The sequence below is a fragment of the Rhodococcus sp. 077-4 genome, assembly GCF_047782425.1.
Classification (GTDB): domain Bacteria; phylum Actinomycetota; class Actinomycetes; order Mycobacteriales; family Mycobacteriaceae; genus Rhodococcoides.
Map to the genome: position 1 here is coordinate 524,446 of NZ_JAJPWC010000001.1, position 21,367 is coordinate 545,812.

Annotated in this window: 26 protein-coding genes; 8 read left to right on the top strand and 18 right to left on the bottom strand. The window is 63.4% G+C overall.

All coding sequences use genetic code 11. The annotated features are described in order from the left end of the window. Window positions 1-153: 153 nt before the first annotated feature. Window positions 154-1,023: an AraC family transcriptional regulator gene (locus ACNEOT_RS02545; protein WP_415971864.1), complete on the bottom strand. Its 870-nt coding sequence runs from the start codon at window positions 1,021-1,023 to the stop codon at window positions 154-156. 88 nt (window positions 1,024-1,111) lie between these two features. After that, window positions 1,112-1,981 (bottom strand): helix-turn-helix domain-containing protein, encoded by an 870-nt coding sequence (locus ACNEOT_RS02550; protein WP_415971866.1) that lies wholly within the window; start codon window positions 1,979-1,981, stop codon window positions 1,112-1,114. A gap of 139 nt (window positions 1,982-2,120) precedes the next feature. On the opposite strand from ACNEOT_RS02550, the gene ACNEOT_RS02555 reads away from it, so the two are divergent. Beyond that, the gene (locus ACNEOT_RS02555) at window positions 2,121-3,185 is read left to right on the top strand and encodes an aldo/keto reductase (protein ID WP_415973626.1); all 1,065 of its coding nucleotides are present in this window, start codon (window positions 2,121-2,123) and stop codon (window positions 3,183-3,185) included. An 8-nt stretch (window positions 3,186-3,193) separates the two neighbouring features. Here ACNEOT_RS02555 and ACNEOT_RS02560 read toward each other — a convergent pair whose 3' ends face one another. The 6 genes from ACNEOT_RS02560 to ACNEOT_RS02585 all read right to left on the bottom strand — a co-directional run bounded on the left by ACNEOT_RS02560 (window position 3,194) and on the right by ACNEOT_RS02585 (window position 7,601). Further along, the gene (locus ACNEOT_RS02560) at window positions 3,194-3,658 is read right to left on the bottom strand and encodes a GNAT family N-acetyltransferase (protein ID WP_415971868.1); all 465 of its coding nucleotides are present in this window, start codon (window positions 3,656-3,658) and stop codon (window positions 3,194-3,196) included. After that, window positions 3,655-4,038: a cupin domain-containing protein gene (locus ACNEOT_RS02565; RefSeq protein WP_415971869.1), complete on the bottom strand. Its 384-nt coding sequence runs from the start codon at window positions 4,036-4,038 to the stop codon at window positions 3,655-3,657. Before ACNEOT_RS02565 ends, ACNEOT_RS02560 begins: the two co-directional genes overlap by 4 nt. A gap of 95 nt (window positions 4,039-4,133) precedes the next feature. Beyond that, window positions 4,134-5,252, bottom strand: a complete 1,119-nt coding sequence (locus ACNEOT_RS02570) for a hypothetical protein (RefSeq protein ID WP_415971871.1) — start codon at window positions 5,250-5,252, stop codon at window positions 4,134-4,136. Window positions 5,253-5,535: 283 nt separating this feature from the next. Beyond that, complete coding sequence (locus ACNEOT_RS02575; RefSeq protein WP_415971873.1) at window positions 5,536-5,970, bottom strand: hypothetical protein; 435 nt, start codon at window positions 5,968-5,970, stop codon at window positions 5,536-5,538. Between the two features lie 22 nt (window positions 5,971-5,992). Next, window positions 5,993-6,442 (bottom strand): MarR family winged helix-turn-helix transcriptional regulator, encoded by a 450-nt coding sequence (locus tag ACNEOT_RS02580; protein ID WP_415971875.1) that lies wholly within the window; start codon window positions 6,440-6,442, stop codon window positions 5,993-5,995. Window positions 6,443-6,476: 34 nt separating this feature from the next. Next, window positions 6,477-7,601 (bottom strand): Cmx/CmrA family chloramphenicol efflux MFS transporter, encoded by a 1,125-nt coding sequence (locus ACNEOT_RS02585; RefSeq protein ID WP_415971877.1) that lies wholly within the window; start codon window positions 7,599-7,601, stop codon window positions 6,477-6,479. A 217-nt stretch (window positions 7,602-7,818) separates the two neighbouring features. Between ACNEOT_RS02585 and ACNEOT_RS02590 the strand changes: the two genes are divergently transcribed. After that, complete coding sequence (locus ACNEOT_RS02590; protein WP_415971878.1) at window positions 7,819-8,484, top strand: hypothetical protein; 666 nt, start codon at window positions 7,819-7,821, stop codon at window positions 8,482-8,484. Window positions 8,485-8,495: 11 nt separating this feature from the next. Here the strand turns inward: ACNEOT_RS02590 and ACNEOT_RS02595 are convergent, their stop codons facing one another. The 3 genes from ACNEOT_RS02595 to ACNEOT_RS02605 all read right to left on the bottom strand — a co-directional run bounded on the left by ACNEOT_RS02595 (window position 8,496) and on the right by ACNEOT_RS02605 (window position 10,734). Next, window positions 8,496-8,708, bottom strand: a complete 213-nt coding sequence (locus ACNEOT_RS02595) for an oxidoreductase (RefSeq protein ID WP_347871375.1) — start codon at window positions 8,706-8,708, stop codon at window positions 8,496-8,498. A gap of 16 nt (window positions 8,709-8,724) precedes the next feature. Next, on the bottom strand, window positions 8,725-9,795 hold the full coding sequence (gene mraY / locus ACNEOT_RS02600) for a phospho-N-acetylmuramoyl-pentapeptide-transferase (protein ID WP_415971880.1): 1,071 nt from the start codon (window positions 9,793-9,795) through the stop codon (window positions 8,725-8,727). 114 nt (window positions 9,796-9,909) lie between these two features. Continuing rightward, entirely contained in the window at window positions 9,910-10,734 is an 825-nt protein-coding gene (locus tag ACNEOT_RS02605) for a DUF6597 domain-containing transcriptional factor (protein ID WP_415971882.1), read from the bottom strand. Window positions 10,735-10,785: 51 nt separating this feature from the next. Between ACNEOT_RS02605 and ACNEOT_RS02610 the strand changes: the two genes are divergently transcribed. Further along, window positions 10,786-11,163 (top strand): VOC family protein, encoded by a 378-nt coding sequence (locus tag ACNEOT_RS02610; RefSeq protein ID WP_415971883.1) that lies wholly within the window; start codon window positions 10,786-10,788, stop codon window positions 11,161-11,163. Next, on the top strand, window positions 11,144-11,569 hold the full coding sequence (locus ACNEOT_RS02615; RefSeq protein WP_415971885.1) for a VOC family protein: 426 nt from the start codon (window positions 11,144-11,146) through the stop codon (window positions 11,567-11,569). Before ACNEOT_RS02610 ends, ACNEOT_RS02615 begins: the two co-directional genes overlap by 20 nt. A gap of 4 nt (window positions 11,570-11,573) precedes the next feature. On the opposite strand, the gene ACNEOT_RS02620 is transcribed toward ACNEOT_RS02615, so the two are convergent. From ACNEOT_RS02620 to ACNEOT_RS02635, 4 genes are all read right to left on the bottom strand, one after another. Further along, window positions 11,574-11,966: a VOC family protein gene (locus ACNEOT_RS02620; RefSeq protein ID WP_415971886.1), complete on the bottom strand. Its 393-nt coding sequence runs from the start codon at window positions 11,964-11,966 to the stop codon at window positions 11,574-11,576. Then, on the bottom strand, window positions 11,963-12,484 hold the full coding sequence (locus ACNEOT_RS02625) for a DUF664 domain-containing protein (protein ID WP_415971888.1): 522 nt from the start codon (window positions 12,482-12,484) through the stop codon (window positions 11,963-11,965). The genes ACNEOT_RS02620 and ACNEOT_RS02625 overlap by 4 nt, the downstream gene beginning before the upstream one ends. 4 nt (window positions 12,485-12,488) lie before the next feature. After that, window positions 12,489-12,842, bottom strand: a complete 354-nt coding sequence (locus tag ACNEOT_RS02630; RefSeq protein ID WP_415971890.1) for a PLD nuclease N-terminal domain-containing protein — start codon at window positions 12,840-12,842, stop codon at window positions 12,489-12,491. Window positions 12,843-12,945: 103 nt separating this feature from the next. Further along, complete coding sequence (locus tag ACNEOT_RS02635) at window positions 12,946-13,563, bottom strand: LysE/ArgO family amino acid transporter (RefSeq protein ID WP_415971892.1); 618 nt, start codon at window positions 13,561-13,563, stop codon at window positions 12,946-12,948. A gap of 75 nt (window positions 13,564-13,638) precedes the next feature. Between ACNEOT_RS02635 and ACNEOT_RS02640 the strand changes: the two genes are divergently transcribed. Next, entirely contained in the window at window positions 13,639-14,493 is an 855-nt protein-coding gene (locus tag ACNEOT_RS02640) for a LysR family transcriptional regulator ArgP (RefSeq protein ID WP_415971894.1), read from the top strand. Window position 14,494: 1 nt separating this feature from the next. Here ACNEOT_RS02640 and ACNEOT_RS02645 read toward each other — a convergent pair whose 3' ends face one another. Next, window positions 14,495-14,899, bottom strand: coding sequence for a hypothetical protein (locus tag ACNEOT_RS02645; protein ID WP_415971896.1), 405 nt, complete (start codon window positions 14,897-14,899; stop codon window positions 14,495-14,497). 130 nt (window positions 14,900-15,029) lie between these two features. Here ACNEOT_RS02645 and ACNEOT_RS02650 point away from each other — a divergent pair, with 130 nt between their 5' ends. Beyond that, a complete protein-coding gene (locus ACNEOT_RS02650; protein WP_415971898.1) occupies window positions 15,030-15,356 on the top strand; it encodes a hypothetical protein in 327 nt (108 codons plus the stop codon). Here the strand turns inward: ACNEOT_RS02650 and lat are convergent. After that, a complete protein-coding gene (lat, locus tag ACNEOT_RS02655; RefSeq protein ID WP_415971899.1) occupies window positions 15,353-16,681 on the bottom strand; it encodes an L-lysine 6-transaminase in 1,329 nt (442 codons plus the stop codon). The genes ACNEOT_RS02650 and lat overlap by 4 nt on opposite strands. A gap of 124 nt (window positions 16,682-16,805) precedes the next feature. On the opposite strand from lat, the gene ACNEOT_RS02660 reads away from it, so the two are divergent. Both ACNEOT_RS02660 and ACNEOT_RS02665 read left to right on the top strand, forming a co-directional pair. After that, a complete protein-coding gene (locus ACNEOT_RS02660; RefSeq protein WP_415971901.1) occupies window positions 16,806-18,341 on the top strand; it encodes an aldehyde dehydrogenase family protein in 1,536 nt (511 codons plus the stop codon). A 16-nt stretch (window positions 18,342-18,357) separates the two neighbouring features. Further along, a complete protein-coding gene (locus tag ACNEOT_RS02665; protein ID WP_415971903.1) occupies window positions 18,358-19,584 on the top strand; it encodes a hypothetical protein in 1,227 nt (408 codons plus the stop codon). 22 nt (window positions 19,585-19,606) lie between these two features. Here ACNEOT_RS02665 and ACNEOT_RS02670 read toward each other — a convergent pair whose 3' ends face one another. Further along, window positions 19,607-21,307: a cutinase family protein gene (locus tag ACNEOT_RS02670; protein ID WP_415973627.1), complete on the bottom strand. Its 1,701-nt coding sequence runs from the start codon at window positions 21,305-21,307 to the stop codon at window positions 19,607-19,609. Between the last annotated feature and the right edge of the window lie 60 nt (window positions 21,308-21,367).

Below are 21,367 nucleotides of genomic sequence, written 5' to 3' on the forward strand. Positions count from 1 at the left end.
AGTCCACTGAATGTGTCATCGACCCCCGAAAAGGCCACCAAATGTCACATCGAGTGGACCGGGGGGCTTGAGTGGGGCGGGGGGCTTGAGTGGGGCGGGGGGCTTGAGTGGGGCGGGGGCTCGAGTGGGGCGGGGCGCGGGCGGGAGCAGCGACTATTGACTACGTTCGATCGGTATCCACAGTTCCCCCGATCCCGAGGTCCAGTCGGGTGATTTTTCGGTGATGGTGAGCAGTTCCGGTCCTGGGATCACTTCGTAGGGGTTGGAGGGGAACCATTCGCTGAAGGCGTCGGCCCAGAGTTGTTGGAGTGCGGGGGCGAGTTCGGTGTTGCTTTGCGTCTCGAATACTGCCCAGGTCGATGCCGGGACCGCGAGGGTGTTCCATTCGGGCGGCGCGGGTGCTGTGCTGGCGACGGCGAAGTAGTAGTCGAAGAGGCTGCCGTCTTCGCGTTCGGGTTCGAAGCCGTCGCTGACGAAGAGGATTTCGGGTAGTTCGGGTAGGTCGGCGAGTGTGCGCAATTCGTCGCCGGTTCCGGGGGCGAGGCTTCGGTGGAATTCGGTCATCGCGGTGTTCTCGCCGCGAAACCGGAGTGGGATTCGGGTCGATTTGCCGACGATGTGGAATGCCGGCAGTGCGACTATCCGGTATCGCATGGTGCTCCGTCCTTCGATGGTCAGGTGAAATGTCACCGCTTGTCTGGAACAGAGGTTGGCTCCGGGCCGGCGGGCCTGAGATGGTGTGATGCCGTGCAGGTCTCGGAAGGCGCGGGTGAATGCGTCGGCGGTGTAGCCGTACTTGGATGCCACGTCGAGCACGCCTGTACCGTCGAGAATGTCCGCTGCAGCCAATGTCATTCGGCGTTGTCGGATGTACAGCGACAGCGGTAGTCCGGCGAGTGCGGAGAACACCCGACGGAAGTGGTACTCGGAGGTGAGGGTGATCCGAGCCAGATCGGCCGTGTCGATCTGGCCGTCCAGATTGTCCTCGATGTAATCCAGTGCTGCGTTCCATTTGTCGAGCATGTGCCGGTGACCTTCTTTCGTTCCGATCGAAACGATAGGACCGGGAAGGTGTGGATTTCTCGACTTCCCGTGCCGCGAAAAGTCGGATTCAGATCGTACGTAGGTGACGCTGCCTCCGCTGTGAACGCATGCGGCCGAGTTCGTCCAGCGCAGAACGAGATCGAGCATCGGCGGGGCGGTAGACGATCAACCGTAAGTCCGGGTCGCCGAGTGGCGTCAAGACATCGAATGTCACGGTCACCGGCCCGACGAGTGGATGCCGCATGGGTTTGTCCCCCCGACTGCGCACCGATACTTCTCGGGACTGCCAGTAGCGGGCGAACTCCGTGCTCTCTCGCTCGAGTTCTGCTATCAACGCCGCGAGTTCTCCGTCGTGCGAATGGTTGACCCAGGCGGCACGCAGATCGGCGACTGCACCGCGGACCACGTCGTCACGCGCGTCGTAGAAACCCTCGAACCGACTGTCCAGGAAACACATTCGCAGGACGTTTCGATCGGCGACGGGACGTTCGTCGATGTCGAGCAGCAGCGCCGCCATGGTCTCGTTCGCGGCCAGTATGTCGAGTCGATGATTGAGCACCATTGCCGGCAGCGGCCCGATATCGTCGATCAACGCCCTGATGCCGTCGGGCACCTGCTCGGCGGTGGGTCGCTCGGGTGCACGATGACCGGCGAGCGTGAACAGGTAGCCGGACTGATCGGCCGACAGCTTCAATGCAAGCGACAGCGACTGCACCACCTGAGCGGACGGCCGAACATCACGCGCCTGCTCGAGCCGAACGAGATAGTCGACGCTCACCCCGGCCAACGTCGCGACTTCCTCTCGCCGCAGACCGGGCGTGCGTGATGCCCCGATCCGTGGTGGCAGGCCCACATCCGACGGGGCGAGCGCCTCGCGTCGGGCACGCAGAAATGCCGCCAGTTCGTGGCGACCGGCCTGCGGGGGCGTGCTGTTCACCTCGTCCAGGGTAGAGCAGTTCGGCGCGATCAGCCTGGTACCGCGCGTCCCAGGATGGTCACGTCCTTCCCGTTCATCGACGGGATTGCGACTGTGAGCAGGACAGAGTCACCGAGGAGAGGAACGACACGTGCCGCGCATGGACCACTACCGATTGCTCGGACGCTCCGGCCTGCGAGTTTCGCCATTGTCATTGGGAGCCATGACATTCGGCGATGCCTGGGGGTGGGGTGCCGACAAGAAGGACTCGAAGAGAATATTCGACGCCTATCTCGACGCCGGGGGCAATATGGTCGACACCGCAAACATCTACACCGACGGCCAGTCGGAACGGTACCTGGGCGAGTTTCTTCGGGGGCGTCGTGATTCGGTCGTCGTCGCGACCAAGTATGCGGCGACGCGTGATCCGTCGGATCCGAATGCCGGTGGTGCAGGCAGAAAAAGTCTTCGCGGATCCGTCGACGCGAGTCTGAAGAATCTCGGCACGGACTACATCGATCTGCTGTATCTACACGCGTGGGACGGTGTGACGCCGAGCGATGAGGTCATCGCATCGCTCGGTGAGCTGGTCCGTTCGGGAAAGGTTCTGTATCTGGGTATTTCGGATACACCGGCGTGGCAGGTGGCACGCATGCAGACCGTTGCCGACGTTCGTGGCCGGCCCTCGTTTGCGGCACTGCAGGTGGAATACAGTTTGATCGAGCGAACCACCGAACGGGAATTGCTGCCCATGGCAGCAGAATTGGGACTCGGCGTCATTCCCTGGGCACCTCTGGGCGGCGGAGTTCTGACGGGGAAGTACACCGCCGCAGACCTCGTGACGTCGGGTTCCGACTCACCGGCGGGTACCCGACGCGATCATGCGCAGGCGAACGGAACACTGACTCCGCGGGGACTCGCAATCGCGGACACGGTTGTCGACGTCGCTCGCGAACTCGGTGTGACTCCTGCTCAGGTGGCACTGGCGTGGACGCTTCACAAGCCGACCGTCGTCAGCTCGTTGATCGGCGCACGCACCCTGGAACAGTTGCAGCAGAACATCGCTGCTCTCGAGGTCGAGTTCGAAGAATCCCAACTCGAGACACTGCACGCCGCCAGCGCTGTCGACCTCGGGTTCCCGCACGAGTTTCTGATGCGCCCCATGGTGCGTGGTGTCACGACCGGCCGCACCTCCGTTCGGCCCCGTCCTGACAGGACGTGGTGAGCCCGGCATCATGACCGTGGAGCACGACGGTAGGTCAGGGGATCACCGTCGTCGACGAGTGTGAATCCGGCACGTTCGAGTACCCGACGCGACGCACTGTTCGCCCGGTACACCTGCGCAGCCATCGGGAGGCCATCCGTGAGATCCTGAGCCAGATCGAGGAGTTCGCCGGCGTAGCCACGACCCCACTGGGTCGGATGCACCCAGTAGCCGACCTCGACATGGTCGGACCGTCGAATCAGGCTGAGCAGACCGATGCGTCGTGGTTCCCCGTTCATGCCGACGTACCACCTCGGTACGTCGGGCTCCTGGTCGTCCGTCGCGCTCAGGGCGCGAGTGAACCGCTCATCGAAATAGGTTCTCGTCCAGGGAATTCCGTCACCCACCCATTGGACGACGTCTGCATCCGATGCCATCGAGTAGAGAAAGTCGGCATCGGACGGCACAGCAGGGCGCACCTGAATACGCGTCACAACTCGTGGAACTGGGAGGTCATGTTCCCACCCGCGTCCCCGGTGTTGACGGTGCCTGCTCTCTCGAACAGCAGTGCAGAGACTTCTTCTACGGCTTTGGGGCAGTGCTCGACTCCTGCCGGCACGACGAAGACGTCACCGGGGCCGAGAACGACATCGCGGTCACGCAGCTGAATGATGAGTTCTCCGCTGTGGACGAAGAACATCTCGTCGGTGTCGGGGTGTGTGTGCCAGACGAATTCGCCGAGTAGCTTGACCACTTTGACGTCGTAGTCGTTGACGCTGACGAGTCGGTGGGGTTGCCAGGGCTCGTCGATCATGCTCAATGCGTCTGCGACATTACGCACGTCATCGCCGGTTCTGCCGCTGTCGATGCTCATGGGGGGTGCCCTTCGTCGTCGGTCGAATCGGCTCTGAGAAAATTCTATCCGCGCAGGGATCTATCAGCAGCCCTGCGTACCCATCGCAAGAAGATTCACTCGTTGATCATTTCCCGGACGGGACCGAGGTGCACGGCTCGATAGACTCTGTCTCGCAGGAGGTTTGCATCTCGATCGGTCAGTGTGTGGTCGAGTGGTCGCAGCGTCATCCGGATCAACGCGTTGACCTGACCGGGTGCAAGACCGAGTCGATGACGGGTGGGTTCGGATAGGTCGTCGAATGTCGTCACGTCGAGTATCTCGACGGATTCGAGCAGGCCGCTGTCGGTATCCAGCGCGGTTCGAACGACGTCGCCGAGGACGTCCCCGTCGGTGCTCTCATGCACGACGACCGAGATATCGCGACGGATGGGCGGCATCATGGAGACGGGGCGCCACGGCTCGAGGTCGAGCATCTGCCTTCGAATACGCAGATCCTCGGCGCGAAGCAGACGGATGTCGTCGATTCCCTTGCGCAGCATCAGCGCGCGATCCAAACCCATCCCGAGCGCCAGGCCGGACCATCGATACGGGTCGAGCCCGCTGCGCTGCAACAGATCTTTCGACACGAGGCCGCACTCGGCGAGCTCCATCCAGGCGTCGCCGATCAGCACGTCGATTTGATACCCGCCGTGTGTGTACGGATGTTGCGCCGGTAACGCCCTCCATTCGGCGTTCGGAAGGACGGATCGGACGACGGAATCGATCATGGCCATCAGGTCGTCATCGGTGAGGTCCGGGTGAGATGCCAACCGCCACAAATCGACCTGATGAGGTGCCCCGACATGGGTTCGGTCGATGGCATCGCGCCGATACACCAAGCCGGGCAACACGAGGAGCTGATCGAGATCGGCTGCACTGTCGATGCTTTCGAGCACCCAGGGCATATATGCGGATGTGTGACTGCGCAGCATCACCTCGGGACCGATGTATCGGGAGTACCGTCGGTCACGCGTCACGGCAGTGGCTTCGAATCCAAGCTTGTCGTAGTTCTCTCGGACCGGCACAACGGGACTGAGTCGCAGGGTGCGGGCATCGAGATTCCACAGCGCCGTCAGACCGTCGACCACGTCGGTCGACAAGAGCTGCATCGCATGTGGTCCCTGGTCCGGATCGGTCAGGTCTCGTAGCGAGAGTTGGTATATCAGTTCGGAATTGGACAGGTAGCTGCTCATGGGTGTCCTCGTCTCGTTCGGCGGGTAGTTGACCCCTCGACCGATCGGACGCCTGGACTCTCAGCAGCGGTGCACTGGACTGCCCTGACGACCGGTACACGGCCGAGGGTAGCCAAAGGGCAGTACGATGCGCATGACCTGGACGGTACCGGCGCGAGCAGTTGGCCGCCATCGATTTTTCGTTGGGACAGCTGGCCACATCAATCTGGTCATCGTGGCCAATGCGCGCCGCGCTCGCTCGGGCGGTAGCAATCGGTGCATCGTCGGGCGGAGTTCTGCGCCTTTATTTCGGTTGGGCGCGATCAGGATTCGCTGCTGGATGGGAGCGACGATGCCGAACGTAAAGTGCGATCAGTCCGGACAGCACGACACACTGCGCGAGCATGAGCGGTAAGGGTAAGAAAATCAGATCCCAGCCCGACGCCTTTGCCCGCGTCGACCATATGACGACGGCAACGACGCCCGAGCTGGCCGCGATATGGCCGACGGCCATGAGCACACTCGGAAGTTGTCGCGTCGAAGGAACCAGGACGCCGAGGCCGACCACGGCACCGAGAAGCCCTGCCACGATGCCGACCACAGCCGGTAGGACCACCATGACCTCGACGAGCGGTCCGGGCTCGATCACTCCGATCGTCGCCAGGTACACGGCGACGTAGAAACCGATGGACACTGAGCAGACGACCGTGACGGTCGAGATGCAGACAAGTGCTCGCACAGAACACATTCTCACCTGATCGTCACCAATGCCAGGCGTCGCCCCCGACGTTCTGGATCGTTCGTTGCAGGACTCGAATGGTGGTCACGAAGTCGGCTTGACTGATGCCGTTCATGCGTTCGTCCTGCAACATTTGTTGGACGTCGGCACCGCGCCGGAACTGCTGCTCACCTTCCGGTGTGTAGTTCAGGCGCGAATTCGATTCCACGATCCAGCCTTTGGTGCGCGCGGAGTCGATGGCGTCGACGATCGCCTGGGGAGTGTCGTTGTGGCCGATCTTTTCGATCGTCCGGTCGCGATCGGCTCCCGCGGGGTGTAGTGAGATTTGATGGAGGAGCCACCATTCGGGCTGCGTTACGCCGATCTCGCGGAGCGCACCGCGAGTCCGTGCTCGAATGGCTTCCCCGGCGCGTGCTGTCCAGAATCCGATCGGCTGACGCTCGGGCGGTTGCATCGGTCTTGTCGTTGTCATGAAGCAGACCATAAAACCTGAACATAACTTCAGGTCAAGAGCGAGGCAGGATCAGTGCTACCGACACCAGCGCAGCGCTGACGGCAAGTGGGCCAACCGAGCCGAGGGTGGAGCCGTAAGCCCATCCGCCGAGGGCCGGTCCTGCGGCGGCACCGATATTCAGGCTTGCCGTTGCGAACGAACCCGACATCGTCGGGGCGTCGACGGCTGTCCGCATCACCTGGCTGACCAGGATGCTTCCGAGGGCGAACGAGAGACCACCCTGGACGAATGCAAGCAGTAGTACAACCGTCGGGAACTGTGCCAGTAACGCGAAGCAGCACCAGCCGCCGAGAAGCGCCGGCCCGCCGATCGCCGTGATTCGGGAGGCGTAGCGATCCCCGTACCGGCCTGCGGACCACACCCCACACAGGGCGCCGGCTCCGAAAAGGGCAAGCACCAGCGGAATCGAAGCTGGATGCAAGTCCGCACGGTCCGTCACGACCGGAGCCAAATAGGTGAACGAACAGAATGTGGCACCGTTGATCAGAGCGCACAGAACGAGGACGCGGATCAGCGAACGATTCTGCAAGGCAGCGCATTCGGCCGTCAGCGAGGTATCTGCTCGACGGGTCCGGCGGTCAGGTGCGGCGATTGCCACGGCGATCAACGCGGGCACCGAGAGCAACACTATTGCCCACAGAGCCGCGCGCCAGTCGAGAAGAGTTCCGACCAACGTGCCGGCCGGTACGCCGAGAACGAGTGCGAGTGTTGTGCCGGCGAGGATCATCGCGACTGCCCGCGAGATCCGGTCGGGTGTCACCAACGCCGCGACCGTGGCCAAGGTGACCGCAAGGAAGCCGGCGTTGGCGAATGCTGCGACGATCCGAGAAACGAACAACACCACGTAACTGGTTGTTGCTGCACCGATTACGTGCATGGCAATGAAGGCAGCCAAAAAAGCCGTCAAGGCGAGGCGGGGTGGTAGGCGGCGTGACGCGACAGCCATCGAGGGGGCACCCACGATCATGCCGACAGCGAAGGCCGATGTCAGCATTCCCGCAGCGGGCACAGTGGTGTCGAGGTCGGCGGCAATATCGTTCAGCAGGCCGGCCAGCAAGAACTCGGAAGTCCCCTGGGCGAAAACTGCAGTGGCAAGCAAGAATACGAGCGGTGGCATGAATGTGCTCCGAATGTGCGACGGGTCCGGGACAGTTGGACCGGCACACGGGTGCTCACCGAGAATGGCGTAGTCGAGCGCGTCTGGATTCTCGAGCTACCGGGGTGCCGGTAGCTCTGATCTGGATGCCTCGGGCGAACTCACCGACACACCGTAACGCGAGTTCTCCGCCGATGCCACCGACTTCTGTTCGGCTCTCGTGAGTAGAGTCCCGAACGTGGACAGCCCATCAGGGAAGATGCTGGTAGCGGTGCTCGCCGCTGTCGGAGCGTCGACAGGCGCTGCCGCAGCGGTGGTCTGGCATGTCGGCATTGCCGGTCCACCGGAATCGGACGTGATCTACATCCGCCCGAGTTGGTTCCCAGTGACGCTCTATCTGGTCGCAGCAGGGGTAGCGATCGGTCTCGTAGCTGCCTCGTTCCTCGTCGATTCGGGTCTGCGCATCGTCCGGGACCGTGAACGCAGTCGCATCCACCTGTTCGCATTGTTGATCGTCCTGGGTGCGGCACTGGGAGCGGGCAGTGCACTCGCCTGGACGCATTGGCCACCGCAACCAACCGAAGCTGCGTCGAATTGGTGGTGGGAGCATCCGTTGAGTATCGAGATCAACTCGCCTCCTGCAGCTGACTTCGGCTGGACGTCGATTGGTAGTTCAGTTTCGGAGACCTACGTCTCGGACACCTATATCTCGGACACCTACGTCTCGGACACGTCGTACATCACCCGAGTCGACGAAGCATCGCCTTTCACCCCCACCATCGACGATCCGTGGTTGGTGTTTCCGGTCGGCGGCGCACTTGTTGCTGTGTTGGCAGCATTCTCTCTGTCACTGCGGGACTTTCGATTGGCCGTGGTGTCGCGCTCGGACCAGGACACTGCGTAGCGAGGACCGACCTATTCGTCGGTGCGGAGTTGGTCGACCAAGGTGAACAGCCGTCCCAGATAGTCGCTGTGGAAGACCTCCGTGGCACGGATCTTGGCGTCTCCGTCGAGACCGAATTGCAGGTTGACCAGTTCGACCCCGATGGCGACGCGTCGGGCATCGAGATTTTCGAGTTCGGCGGCGAGTGCGTCGACCTTGGCAACCGGAGACAGTTCGTCAGTCATCCCGGAATCGTAGAGCTCATCCCACTGCGGCGAGGAATTCGCTGTAGAACAGCCCGAGTCCCAGCGCCGACGCGATGGCTGCGAACAGCCACAGTCGGATGATGACCGTCGTTTCCGCCCAGCCGCCCAGCTCGAAGTGGTGGTGAATCGGGGCCATTCGGAACGGCCGCTTGCCGGTGCTCTTGAACGAGGCGACCTGGATGACGACCGACGCAACTTCGGCGACGAAGAGCGCACCGAACACGAGGGCGATCAGCTCGGTTTTGCTCACCACGGACAGGCCCGCGAGCAGTCCGCCGAGGGCGAGTGAACCGGTGTCGCCCATGAATATCTTGGCCGGAGCTGCGTTCCACCACAGGAATCCGATGCAGGCACCGGCCGCAGCAGCGCACACGACGGCGAGGTCGAGGGGATCGCGAACCTGGTAACAGCCGGCAACGGGGTTGGTGGAGCACGACTGCCGGTACTGCCAGAACGTCATCACCGTGTATGCGCCGAGGACGAGGGTCATCGATCCCGCCGCCAACCCGTCGAGACCGTCGGTGAGATTGACCGCATTGGACCACGCGACGATGAGGAATACGCAGAACAGCACGAAGACGATCGGGGCCATCGTGAAGAACGTCGATTGGCGCACCAGTGAGAGTTCGACGTTGCCCGGCGTCAGCCCGCTCGCATTGCGGAACTGCAGCGCCAATACGGCGAAAATCACCGCTGCACTGATCTGACCGACGTATTTGCCGGTTGCCTTGAGGCCGAGGCTTCGTTTCATGCGGAGCTTGATGTAGTCGTCGAGAAATCCGACGATGCCGAGAGCTGTCGCGAGCCCGAGAATCAGCAGCGCCGATGCCGACGGCCCATCGCCCCCCATGGCCACGAGGTGTGACCCGAGGTAGCCGGCCCACAGACCGACGATGATCGCCACGCCGCCCATCGTCGGCGTCCCTCGCTTGGCTTGGTGGCTTGCCGGACCTTCGACACGGATCTCCTGGCCAAAGCCCTGCCGGGTGAAGAGGGCGATCAGAAATGGGGTCAACAGAATCGAGACCGCCAACGCGATTCCACCGGCGACGAGAATGTTGATCATGCGTTGAAGCCCACTCTTCCTCTGTGCTGCTGTTCCCAACCGGTGCTACCGAGCACCGCGGGATACTGTGCCAAACGAATCGGCAAAAGTCGCATTGCGTGACGAAGGCGTTACTCACGATTGGTACGCGCTCGGCGGTACTCCCACCAGCTCGGTGAACTCTCGGGTGAAGTGGGCCTGGTCGAACCACCCGTACCGCGCGGCCAGATCTGCCAGAGGACCCGAGTAGCCGTTGTCGAGATCGCTGAGGGCATCGTGAATCCGGTACCGCCCGAGTACCCACTTGGGCGTCGCGCCGACATAGCGCTCGAACAGTCGCTGCAGGCGCCGAGTCCCGATGCCACACCGCTGTTCCACTTGTGCGACGCGAATCAGCGTCCGGTCGCTCAGCATCGCCGCGATGATCTCCAGAACGGTCTCGTACTCCGGTTCCACGTCACCGGCGTAGGGCGCAAGAACCGAGTCGACGACGGTTCGGCAATGGTCTGTCTCGAGGTGTCCGCCCAGCTCGGCCAGTGCGCCGACGGTCTCGGCCCGAAACGGGGTCGGGTGGGCCACCGGTACATCGCGCAGGCTTCGTGCCACCGTTCCGGTGAAACTCGCGTAGCCGCCGGGCCGGAACTTGACGCCGAACACCCATCCGGACTCGGCGAGTACGACGTCGAATCGGCGCGTGAGCACACCCGTCACGACCACCGGATCGTCGACGCCATCGCGGGTCCAACCATGTTCGACGCTCAACGTGCACGCAGGGTGAGGGAGGGTCGAGCTGCGGTAGGACGTGCCCGAGGGCAGATTCCACTGCAACTGCCAGTAGTTCTCGACCCACGGTTCGAGGTACGTGGCACACGGCAGGCGCACGAGGTCGACGTATTGCGCCAGCTGATCCGGCCGCAGGACGCCGGCCTGGGTGGTTGTCGCGTTTTTCCTATCCGGCACGGGCGTCAGTGTAGGAGTCTGGTCCGACACCCACTGTTGAGGAGAGAGACCATGACCGAGTCACCTGTGGCCACGCTGAAGATGGTCACCCTGGACTGCGCAGACCCCGAGGCCAGTGCGACATTCTGGTCCGCGCTGTTGGGCTGGACCGTCGTCCATGCGGAGAAGGATTACGCGATGCTGCAGGGCCCGAGCAGTGCGCTCGGATTCGGACGCATCGACGACTACGTGCCGCCGGCATGGCCCAATGTGAACGGCACCAAGCAGTTTCACTTCGATCTGGCGGTCGAGGATCTCGATGCCGCAGCGTCGGCGGCCGTGGAACTGGGTGCGAGGCTGCCCGAGGACCAGCCGGGCGAGACGTGGCGCGTGCTGCTCGACCCGGCCGGGCATCCGTTCTGTCTGACGAATGCCGCGAACTGGGGTTGACTCGTCTAGCCTTCTTGCCGTGAACCCCCGCCTCGCAGCAATCGAGATCGTCGTCGCCGATATGGCCGCAGCCTTGGCCTTCTACCGCGTTCTGGGACTGGACATTCCGGCAACTGCCGATGCCGAGCAGCACGTGGAAGTGGACCTCGGCGGCGTTCGCCTGCTGTTCGACCTGCCGTCGACCATCGCTTCGTTCGACCCGACGTGGACGCCGCCCACCGGAGGCCACCGCGTCGCGCTCGCCTTCGATTGCGGGACACCCGAAGGCGTCGATGCGGCATGGGCGGCGGTGACCGCAGCGGGGTACACCGGACACCTGCAGCCCTGGGATGCGTTCTGGGGCCAGCGCTATGCCGTCGTCCACGACCCCGACGGCACCACCGTCGATCTGTACGCGAACGTCTGAGTCGTCAGTTCGCCGGAGCGATGATCTGGATCAGGTTGCCGCAGGTGTCGTCGAACACCGCCGTGATCACCGGTCCCATCTCGGTGGGTTGCTGAGTGAACCGAACGCCGAGGCCGATCAGCCGATCGTATTCTGCTGCAACGTTGTCCACCGCGAACTGCGTGAACGGGATGCCGTCTGCGTACAGCGCGTTCTTGAACGGCGCGGTCGCGGGATGACCACTGGGCTCGAGCAGCAACTCGGTGCCCTCCGGATCATGCGGCGAGACGACGGTGAGCCAGCGATCGGGGCCGCCCATGGCGACGTCGTGCTTGACGACGAAGCCGAGCACCTCCGTGTAGAAGGTCAATGCCTTGCTCTGATCGTCGACGAACACGCTGGTGATGTTGATTCTCATGCCGGTCCTTCGCCCGTCGGCCCGCCGGCCAGTTCGACGGCGATGTCGAGGTGACCGAGATGACGGGCATATTCCTGAAGTACATGAAAGCAGATCCAGATCAGCGTCGGCTGCTCGTCGCTGAATCGTCCACCCAGAGCTGCCAACTCGTCCATTCGATGTGAGCCGAGTACCTCGTCGGTGAGCCGCGCACCGTCGTGCAAACGGGCCAGTAGTGCGTCGGCGTCGACGCCAACCGGCACATGCCACGAGCCGTCCTTCTCGTCACCCCACGGCGCGTCGACTGCCCTACCGAGAAATCCCCAGACGAACCAGCGCTGCTCCATGTGCACCAGATGGGTGAGCATCTGCAGCGGTGTCCATTCCGACGGCACCGTCGTGGCGTTGAGGGCATCGTCGCTCAGCGCAGTGATGCGTCGAACCAGCTCGTCGCGGTAGAACGCCAGGTACTCGCGAACCAGGTCGGCGGGATCGGAGAGAGCGGAGTTCGGTTCGGGAAAGACTGTCAGCTTGGCCATGGTCTCACTCGTTCTTGCGTTGTTCGCGGGCGATGCGGCGCTGCTCCTCGGCGCGGGCGCGGCAACGGCGCAGGAACTCCTCGTCGCTTTCCTGCGACTGGGCCACGGCGCGGCCGGGTTTGGCGTCGTATTCGGGATAGGCCGACGCGGTACGCGGTACGCCGCTGCCACCCCAGATGCCGCCGTTCTCGGGCCGGCCGACGATGAGCCACGCAATCGACCCGGCGAGCGGTAGAACGATGACGAGCAGCAGCCAGACGATCTTCGGGAGGTGGCGGATTCCCGAATCGTCCGCGGTGATGACGTCGATCAAACAGAAGATCGACAGCAGCATGATCAGCAGGCCGAGGTAGGGCACGGGCAATCCTCCAGGGTCGAAAGACCGTGCGGTCGGTCTTCGCCGACCATCAGATCATTCGTTGTAGCGCGGATCAAGTGCTCTGAACATCGGGAGTCGTGGCTCAGCCGAAAACCAGTAGCGCAGCCAGCGTCAGCATCATCACGCCGATGCCGAGGTCCAGAATTCGCCAGGCCGCCGGTCGTGCGAACAGTGGACCGAGCACGCGCGATCCGTATCCGAGAGCGGTGAACCACAGCACGCTACCGAGCATCGCGCCGACGGCGAACCACCACCGCAGTTCACCCGGCTGCCGATTGCCGATCGAACCCAGAAACACCACCGTGTCGAGGTATACGTGCGGATTGAGCCAGGTCAGGGCCAGGCAGGTGGCGACGGCGGCGATCAGCGAACCGCCTCCGTGTACCTCGGCGGTCATGGTGGATGGGGTGCGCGCGCGGTTCAACGCCATCAGTCCGTACACGAGGAGAAACAGTGCGCCGAGGACGGTGACCACGCGCAGCGCGACGGGGTATCGGTCGACGAGCGCGCCGATACCCGCCACCCCGGCCAGGATGAGGACGGCGTCGGAGAGCGCGCACACTGCCACCACCGGCAGTACGTGGCTGCGTTGCAGGCCCTTGCGCAGGACGAATGCGTTCTGCGCGCCGATGGCGACGATGAGAGAGAGTCCGACGCCCAGTCCGGTGAGGGTCGATTGTGCGGCGGCAAGCGAGGTCATGACTGCAACGCTAGGAGTGGGGTCCGGTTAGGTCCAGCGAATGTATTTCAGGAACAATTAGCGTAGCTTCATCTGATGGAGATCGAGCAGCTCAGAGCCCTGCGGGCGGTGGTCGACGGCGGAACCTTCGAAGCTGCCGCTCGGGCGCTGTACGTGACGCCGTCGGCGGTGAGTCAGCGCATCAAGTCGCTGGAGCAGTCATTGGGCCGAACTCTGGTTCAGCGCAGCAAGCCGGTGGTGGCGACCCAGTCCGGTATTGCAGTGCTGCGTCTTGCGCGTCAGATCGACACTCTCACCGATCAGACTCGCGCAGAACTCAGTGACGACGGTATCGCCGCGCCCATTTCGCTTGCCGTCAATGCGGATTCGATGGCGACCTGGGTGCTGCCTGCACTTGCTCCACTGGCGGATACCACCACCTTCGATCTGCATCGACAGGACCAGGACCGCACCGCACAGTTGCTGCACGACGGAATCGTTTCCGCTGCAATAACATCGGTCGCCACCCCGGTGCGTGGTTGCACCGTTCGACGCCTCGGTGCGATGCGCTACCGGCCGTCGGCCACCCCGGAGTTCACCGACCGGTGGTTCGGTGCTGGGGTGACGGCCGACGCATTGCGGAACGCACCGGTAGTCGTGTTCGACGCCGACGATCGGTTGCAGGACAACTACTTACAGCGTTTCGGCGTCGAGCCGCACGAGCCGCCGCGTCACCTGGTTCCTGCCTCCGCCGATTACGCGCGTGCCGTCGATCTCGGTTTCGGATGGGGCATGATTCCCGATCTGCAGGCCCGCGACACGCTGAAGTGCTTCGACGACAACGGAATCGAAGACGTCCTGCTGTACTGGCAGCAGTGGTCACTGTCGTCTGCCGCACTTCAGCGCGCAGCCGACGCCGTCGCAGCGGGGGCAGAGCGAATGCTGCTGTAGGTCATGCGGGGCTGTCGTTCGGGACGATCTCGGGCAGCCCATCGCCGACGGGATCGAGAACGGCCGCCGATCGAGCACCCCACCGCTCGTGGGCCGACTGTCGCGACATTCCGATTGCTTGTCCGAGCGTCGCCCACGTTGCGCCCTGAACCCGCAGTACCACAACGGTTTCGATGCCGTCGAGGCCCGCTGCCAGTTGCACGCGCAGGCTCAACAGATGCCATGCGATGCTCCGTCGTGCGGGGAGATCCGTCGATTGCTCGGCCTCCCATTCCGGGGTGCCCGGCAGTGGACCGGTGCCGATGATCTCGTCGGCAATGCGTCCGGCCTCGGTGGCTGCTGCCGTCACGACGGCCCGCGTTGCAGCGGTGATATCTGCCTCGGTTGCGAGGGTGATGGGATCCATGACTACCTCCTGTGTCAGGGCAAGCCTGACAGCAGGTGAACCTGTTGTCAAGAGTTACCTGACATGGGGTCGGTGAGGGGCGAGCCGATAATCGCTGTACCCGATGAGTTTCCGTTGCTATTTTTTGCCCATGACCATTCGTTATCACGTGACCTCGGTGCTCAACCGTGAGTCGATTCGCCGGCACGGCCTCGACTGGCGTCGAATGGGTGCCGCTCGCGGTATTGCCGGTAGCCACCGGCCCGAGCAGGAAGGTTGCTTTCTGGCAGCCGATGCGGGAGAACGTGATTGGTTCGTCGGCATGAACAACACCGGTGGACCGGTCGACGTCTGGGAAGTCAGTGGCGTCGAAGACGACGATCTCCGGCAGTCGCCGGAGAACTTCTACTTCCGCCCGGGTGTCATTCCGACATCACAGATCCGATTGGCGCAGAAAGACATCGAGCCCGAGCGCTAGAGCATGCTCAGCACCCGGTCGATGGATTCGATGGCCTGGGTCAGCTCGGCTTCGGTGACGGTCAGTGCGGGGCGGAATCGCACTGCAGCATCACCGCAGCCGAGGGCCAGTACATGTTCCTCGGTACGCAACAGCTCGATCACTCGGTCGCGCGTGGAGGCGTCGGGCAGGGAGAAGGCGCACATCAACCCGCGGCCACGGACCTCGGACACTGCTGGGTGTCGAGTTGCCAGCTCCTGCAACATCTTCAGCAGTACGCCGCCGAGTTCGCCTGCCCGTTCGATGAGGTTCTCGGACTCGACGACTTCCAGTATTCGACGCGACCGCACCATGTCGGTGAGGTTGCCACCCCACGTCGAGTTGATGCGGGAGCTGACGGCGAAGACGTTGTCGTCGATATCGTCGACGCGACCGCCGGCCATGACGCCGCAGACCTGTACCTTCTTGCCGAAGGCGACGACATCCGGGACGACATCGAGTTGCTGGAATGCCCATGCGGTACCGGTCATTCCAGCTCCGGTCTGTACCTCGTCCATGACGAACAGGGCATCGAACTCATGGCAGAGGTCGCGCAACTTCTGCAGGAATCGAGGCCGGAAATGATGGTCGCCGCCCTCGCCCTGGATGGGTTCGATGATGGCGCAGGCGATGTCGTGCGGGTTGGCCTCGAACGCCGCCCGCGCTGCTGCCAGGGAGGCGTCCTCGAGTTCGTCCATCTTCGCGTCGGATCTGATGAAGGGTGACGGGATGCGGGGCCAGTCGAACTTCGGGAAGCGAGCGACCTTGTTCGGGTCGGTGTTGGTGAGCGACATCGTGTAACCGGAGCGTCCGTGGAACGCATGCTCGAAGTGCATCACCTGTGAGCCCAACGACGGATCTATGCCGTTGCGCTCGTTCCAGCGTGACTTCCAATCGAACGCGACCTTCAACGCGTTCTCGACCGCCAACGCGCCGCCTTCGACGAAGAACAGATGGGGCAGCCGAGCGTCGCCGAGGACCCGGGCGAACGTGTCGACGAATCGAGCCATGGGGACGGTGTAGATGTCGGAGTTGCTCGGCTTGTTCATCGCTGCCTGCATCAGATCCGCCCGGAACTCCGGGTCGTCGATCAGGGCGGGATGGTTCATGCCGAGCGCGTTGGACGCGAAGAACGTGAACAGGTCCAGGTATCGAGTGCCGTCCCTGGCGTCGACCATGGTGGACCCGGTCGACGCATCGAGGTCGAGGACCAGCTCGAAACCGTCGGCCAGTAGGTGCTCACCGATCACCTCGCGAACCGTCGAGGCGTCGATGGTCGCTCCTGCGCCCTGTAATACTTGCGTCATAAGGTCGAAGATACGCGTTAATATTCCGTAAGCAAGTCCATATGGCAGGAAATTATACGGTTGAGACCTCGCTCGGTAGGCTGATCTCCGACGGTTCGGTTCTCTCCACGGAAGGTGTACGCGCATGTCTGCATCCATCACCCACGACGAGTTGAGTGTGCGCACTCGCGCCATCCTCGACCGGCTGGGTGCCACGATCGCGCTCGACGCCCCTGCAGGACCGGACTCGATCACTGCGCGGTCGCCCATTACCGGCGGGAATCTGGCGTCGTTGGCATCGGCCTCGGTGGTCGACGTCGAGAGCGTCATCGCCGACGCGCACACCGCGTTCGTGTCGTGGTCGCAGGTGCCTGCTCCAGTGCGCGGTCACGTGATTCGCGAACTCGGCGAACTGCTGCGGGTACACAAGGAGGACTTGGGCGCATTGGTGTCCATCGAGGCGGGCAAGATCGTCTCCGAGGGGCTCGGTGAAGTGCAGGAAATGATCGACATCTGCGACTTCGCCGTCGGACTCTCTCGTCAGCTCTACGGCAACACGATCGCCACCGAACGGCCCGGGCACCGCATGATGGAGCAGTGGCATCCCCTCGGGGTCGTAGGCGTCATCACAGCGTTCAATTTCCCTGTTGCGGTGTGGAGTTGGAACACCGCCCTCGCGCTCGTCGCGGGAGACACGGTCATCTGGAAGCCGTCGGAGAAGACGCCGCTGACCGCCGTCGGAGTGCAGGCACTCTTCGAGCGCGCCGCCGCCGCTGCCGGAGTGGACCCGAAGATCGCTCAGCTGGTGATCGGTGACCGCGCGTCCGGTGAAGCGCTGGTGGATGATTCGCGGGTTGCGCTGGTCTCGGCAACCGGATCGACGAGAATGGGCCGGGCCGTCGCCCCTCGCGTGGCGCAGCGATTCGGCCGGGTGTTGCTCGAGCTCGGCGGAAACAACGCAGCGATCGTCACGCCGTCGGGCGATCTCGATCTGACGACGCGTGGTCTGGTGTTCTCGGCAGCGGGGACGGCCGGCCAGCGCTGCACCTCGCTCCGACGCGTCATCGTGCATTCCTCCGTCGCAGACGAGCTCGTCGGCAAGCTGGTTACGGCGTACGAGACGCTCTCCATCGGATCTCCCTTGGACAGCGACACTTTGGTGGGTCCGCTCATCGACGCCGGTGCGTTCTCCGGGTATCGGAAGGCGCTGGAGGTGGCGGTGTCCGACGGCGGAAAAGTGGTCGTCGGGGGTGAGCGGGTGAACGTGGTCGACGAATACTCGTACTACGTGCAGCCCGCGATCGTGACGATGCCTGCGCAGACCGACATCGTCAAGCACGAGACCTTCGCGCCCATCATGTATGTGCTGACGTACGAGACGCTCGACGAGGCCATTGCACTGCACAACGATGTGCCGCAGGGTCTTTCGTCGTCGATCTTCACCACCGACCTCCGCGAAGCCGAACGCTTCCTGTCCGCTGCCGGCTCGGACTGCGGCATCGCCAACGTCAACATCGGACCCTCCGGCGCCGAGATCGGCGGTGCCTTCGGCGGTGAGAAAGAAACCGGCGGCGGACGCGAATCCGGTTCGGACGCATGGAAGGCCTACATGCGGCGTGCCACCAACACGGTCAACTACTCCAACGAACTGCCCCTGGCGCAGGGAGTGAAATTCGGCTGACGGCATGATCGGCAGTATGAAAGTACTGTCGATGCTCTTCGCCGGCTTCGTCGTCGGCTATGCGATCAGCGATATCGGTCCGTTCGACTCCCTGCTGAGCCGCACGGCCCAATTCGGTTCATCGGCAACGATTGTCAATGGGCTGACCGTCCTCGCTCTGACCGCCGCTCTGGCGAGCGTCGTGTTGGCGCGTTCGAGTGCACGGGGTGTGCTCGTCGTGGCGATCGGAGCAGTACTCGTCGTCGTCTTCCGGGCAGTGGGGATGGTGACCGGAATGTTGGGCGACTGGTCCGGTGCCGTGAGTGCCGGAGTGGTGCTCGGCGCGTCCGCCGTACTGGCGGGACGAGATCGCGGCGCGCAGGCATCGCTTGCCGTCGCCGCTATCGGTGCGGGTCTTCTCGGCAATGCGCTGGATGCGCTGCTGCAGGCCGACGACGGTCCCGTCTTCGTGTGGGATGTTGTCGGTGCCGAGGACGCGGTGGCTCCGGAGCGGGCAATTGTCATGGTGATTGCGGCATCGGGTGCGGCGCTCGCGCTGTTCCTGGCGTTCCGTGACAAGGAAGTTCAGCGGTGCGAGACCCGTCGAACGCTGCTGGTCGGTCTCCCACTGACTTTCCTCGCCGGCGTCCTGAGCTGGATCGCCGGCGGCCACGACGCGCGGAGCGTCGAATGGCTCTGTGCACTTGCCGGTATGACGGCTATCGCGCTGCTGGCGTCGTTCGTGCTTCCTGGTCGAGACGGGCTCGTGCTGTTGGTGCTCTTCGCATCGTCGGTGATCGGCTCGGTGGGATTCGGCGCTGAAGATTCTCTTCAGTTGGCCGTCAGTGTCGTGTCGCTGATCGCGGGAGCGGCGATCGGCTACCGATGGCCGCAGATGTACGTCGGATTGGGTGGGTTGCTCGTCTTGGCCGGTGCAGCTCTGATCGAGGGCTATGTCGCGCTGCCGACGGTGTCGCAGTTCGTTCTGCCGTTCGTCGTCTCATATGCGCTGGTGTCCGTGCTGTCGACTGCGCCGGGTTCGCTGGCCATCGCGTTGCCCGCGCTGTTCACCATGACTCTGCCGGTGACGATGTATGCCGCAAGCTCTCAGATCGCCTCTACGTACGACCGCGCAGTGGGCACTCGCACAACCGAGCCCGACCACCTGATGCTGTCGGTGGCCGGGCTCGTGGTCGTTTCTGTGGTGACGGTTGCCTGCGCGATGTTGAAGCGCAGGCCCACCGTCGTGAACGGTAATTCGTGATGGGCTACGAAGTACCGGTCAACTAGGGCGTGGGTACCGCCGTCGTGGTCGGAACCACTGTCTCGGGTGCTACTGCGGTATCGGTTGCGGTCGTGGTGACGCAGATCGGCGGTGCGCCCTCGACGGGAGTCTCACCTTCGACCGGGATCGTGCACTCGGGGGTGGTGATTGCCGGTGCCGGTGCCGGTGCTTCCACCGCGGGAGCCGGTGCAACCGGAACCGGAACCGTTGTGGTCACGACGGGTGTCGAGGTTGCCGGGGTGGTCGTGGTGGTGGTCGAAGTCGGAGTCGGAGTTGCCGAGGTGGTCACCGGTGCGACGATCGTCTGGACCGCTGCGCGACCGGCCTTCTCCTGCACCTCTTTGGTCTCCACCGGTTCTCCTCTGTTGGCCTCTTCCAACAGCTCGGTCAGCCAGGCTGCGGCGTACTGAGCCGAGGTCAAAGGCTTGCCGTTGGCGGCATCGGCGTCACGCCAGTAGTCGAAGTGGTGTCCCGAGCCTGGCCCGAGGGTCAGTCCGTAGGGGTCGTTCATCACAACCGGGATGGTGTTCTGGTTGGAGGAGAGGAAGCCGGTGATCTCGCGAAAGATCTTCTGCGGCAGGTAGACCAAATCGATCATCTGACCCGTTTCGATCGGCTCCTGTTCGCCGTCGACCTTGGCAGCGACGGGTGTGGTTGCCGCGCCGGGCTTGTAAGTGGGTTCGGAAACCTTGATCAGCACGTCGAGGAATGTCTCGTCGCTCTGCATCCAATTGGGCTGCGAAGCAATGTCGTTGAAGGCGTTCACTGCGATGCGGCCCAAGGCGAGAGCCAAATCAGCTCCGGTAGCGGGCGTCAACTGCTCCTTTTCCAATGCGTCGGCGTTGACTTGTCGGCCGACATTGGCAGCGAGATGAAGCAGCGACGTGTTCTTCGGCATTGCGCAGGTGAGGTCACCCTCGGAGCAGAAAGATGCGACTCGGCCGTCGAGTGCGCCGAAGCCACCCGAGGTTCCGGGCAACGCGCCCTGGCCTGAGACTGCAGTGCTGCCGTTCTGGTACTTGGTGTCGAAGCCGTCGGGATTGCCGAACGGATTGTCGGCACCGGGGAACGGGCCCTCTCCGGCGACGCGGCCTGCATCGGCGAGAATCACGACCCCGACGACCTGGGAGGGGTCGATGATGCCGTACTTGCCGTCGGCGGGCACGGTTTGGTTGCCGATTTCCATAGCGGTCCGGCGGGCCACGTCTGCACCCTCGCTGTAGCCGACGATGGCGAAGCGGGTCTTGGGGCAGGACGCGGTGATGGACTTCATGATGGTCTGCGAGTTGGTGACACCGGTTTGCACGGCGCTGTCGTAGCTCGCCATATTTGCGGGGTACTCGACGTAGACAGCCGCGTAGGAGTCCGGAACGACGTTGCCGTTGTTAGGAGCTCGCACAACCTGGTCGATCCAGTCGCTGGAGTAGTCACCGGACATCGCGGCAGGCAGTCGTTGGCCATCGGGGGTGGTGAGCCACTTGACGCCCTCGCGTGGTGTGTCGTTGCGTCCGCCGATGGCGATGCTGACCATGTCGTAGCACGTTGCCGTCGACACCAGTTCGATGGACGCCTCGGTGCTCGTGGACGGAGCCGACCACGGTGCGGCAATAACCACTCCTGCACCGAGTGCTCCGATTGCGAACGCGCTCAGCGCAACGCGCACACGCTTCGACTTGCCAACATTCATGTTCTCGATCCCCATCATGTCCGCCCGAACCGATCCCGACTGCAGTTGGCAGTGGGCTACCCGGCATTTCGTCGG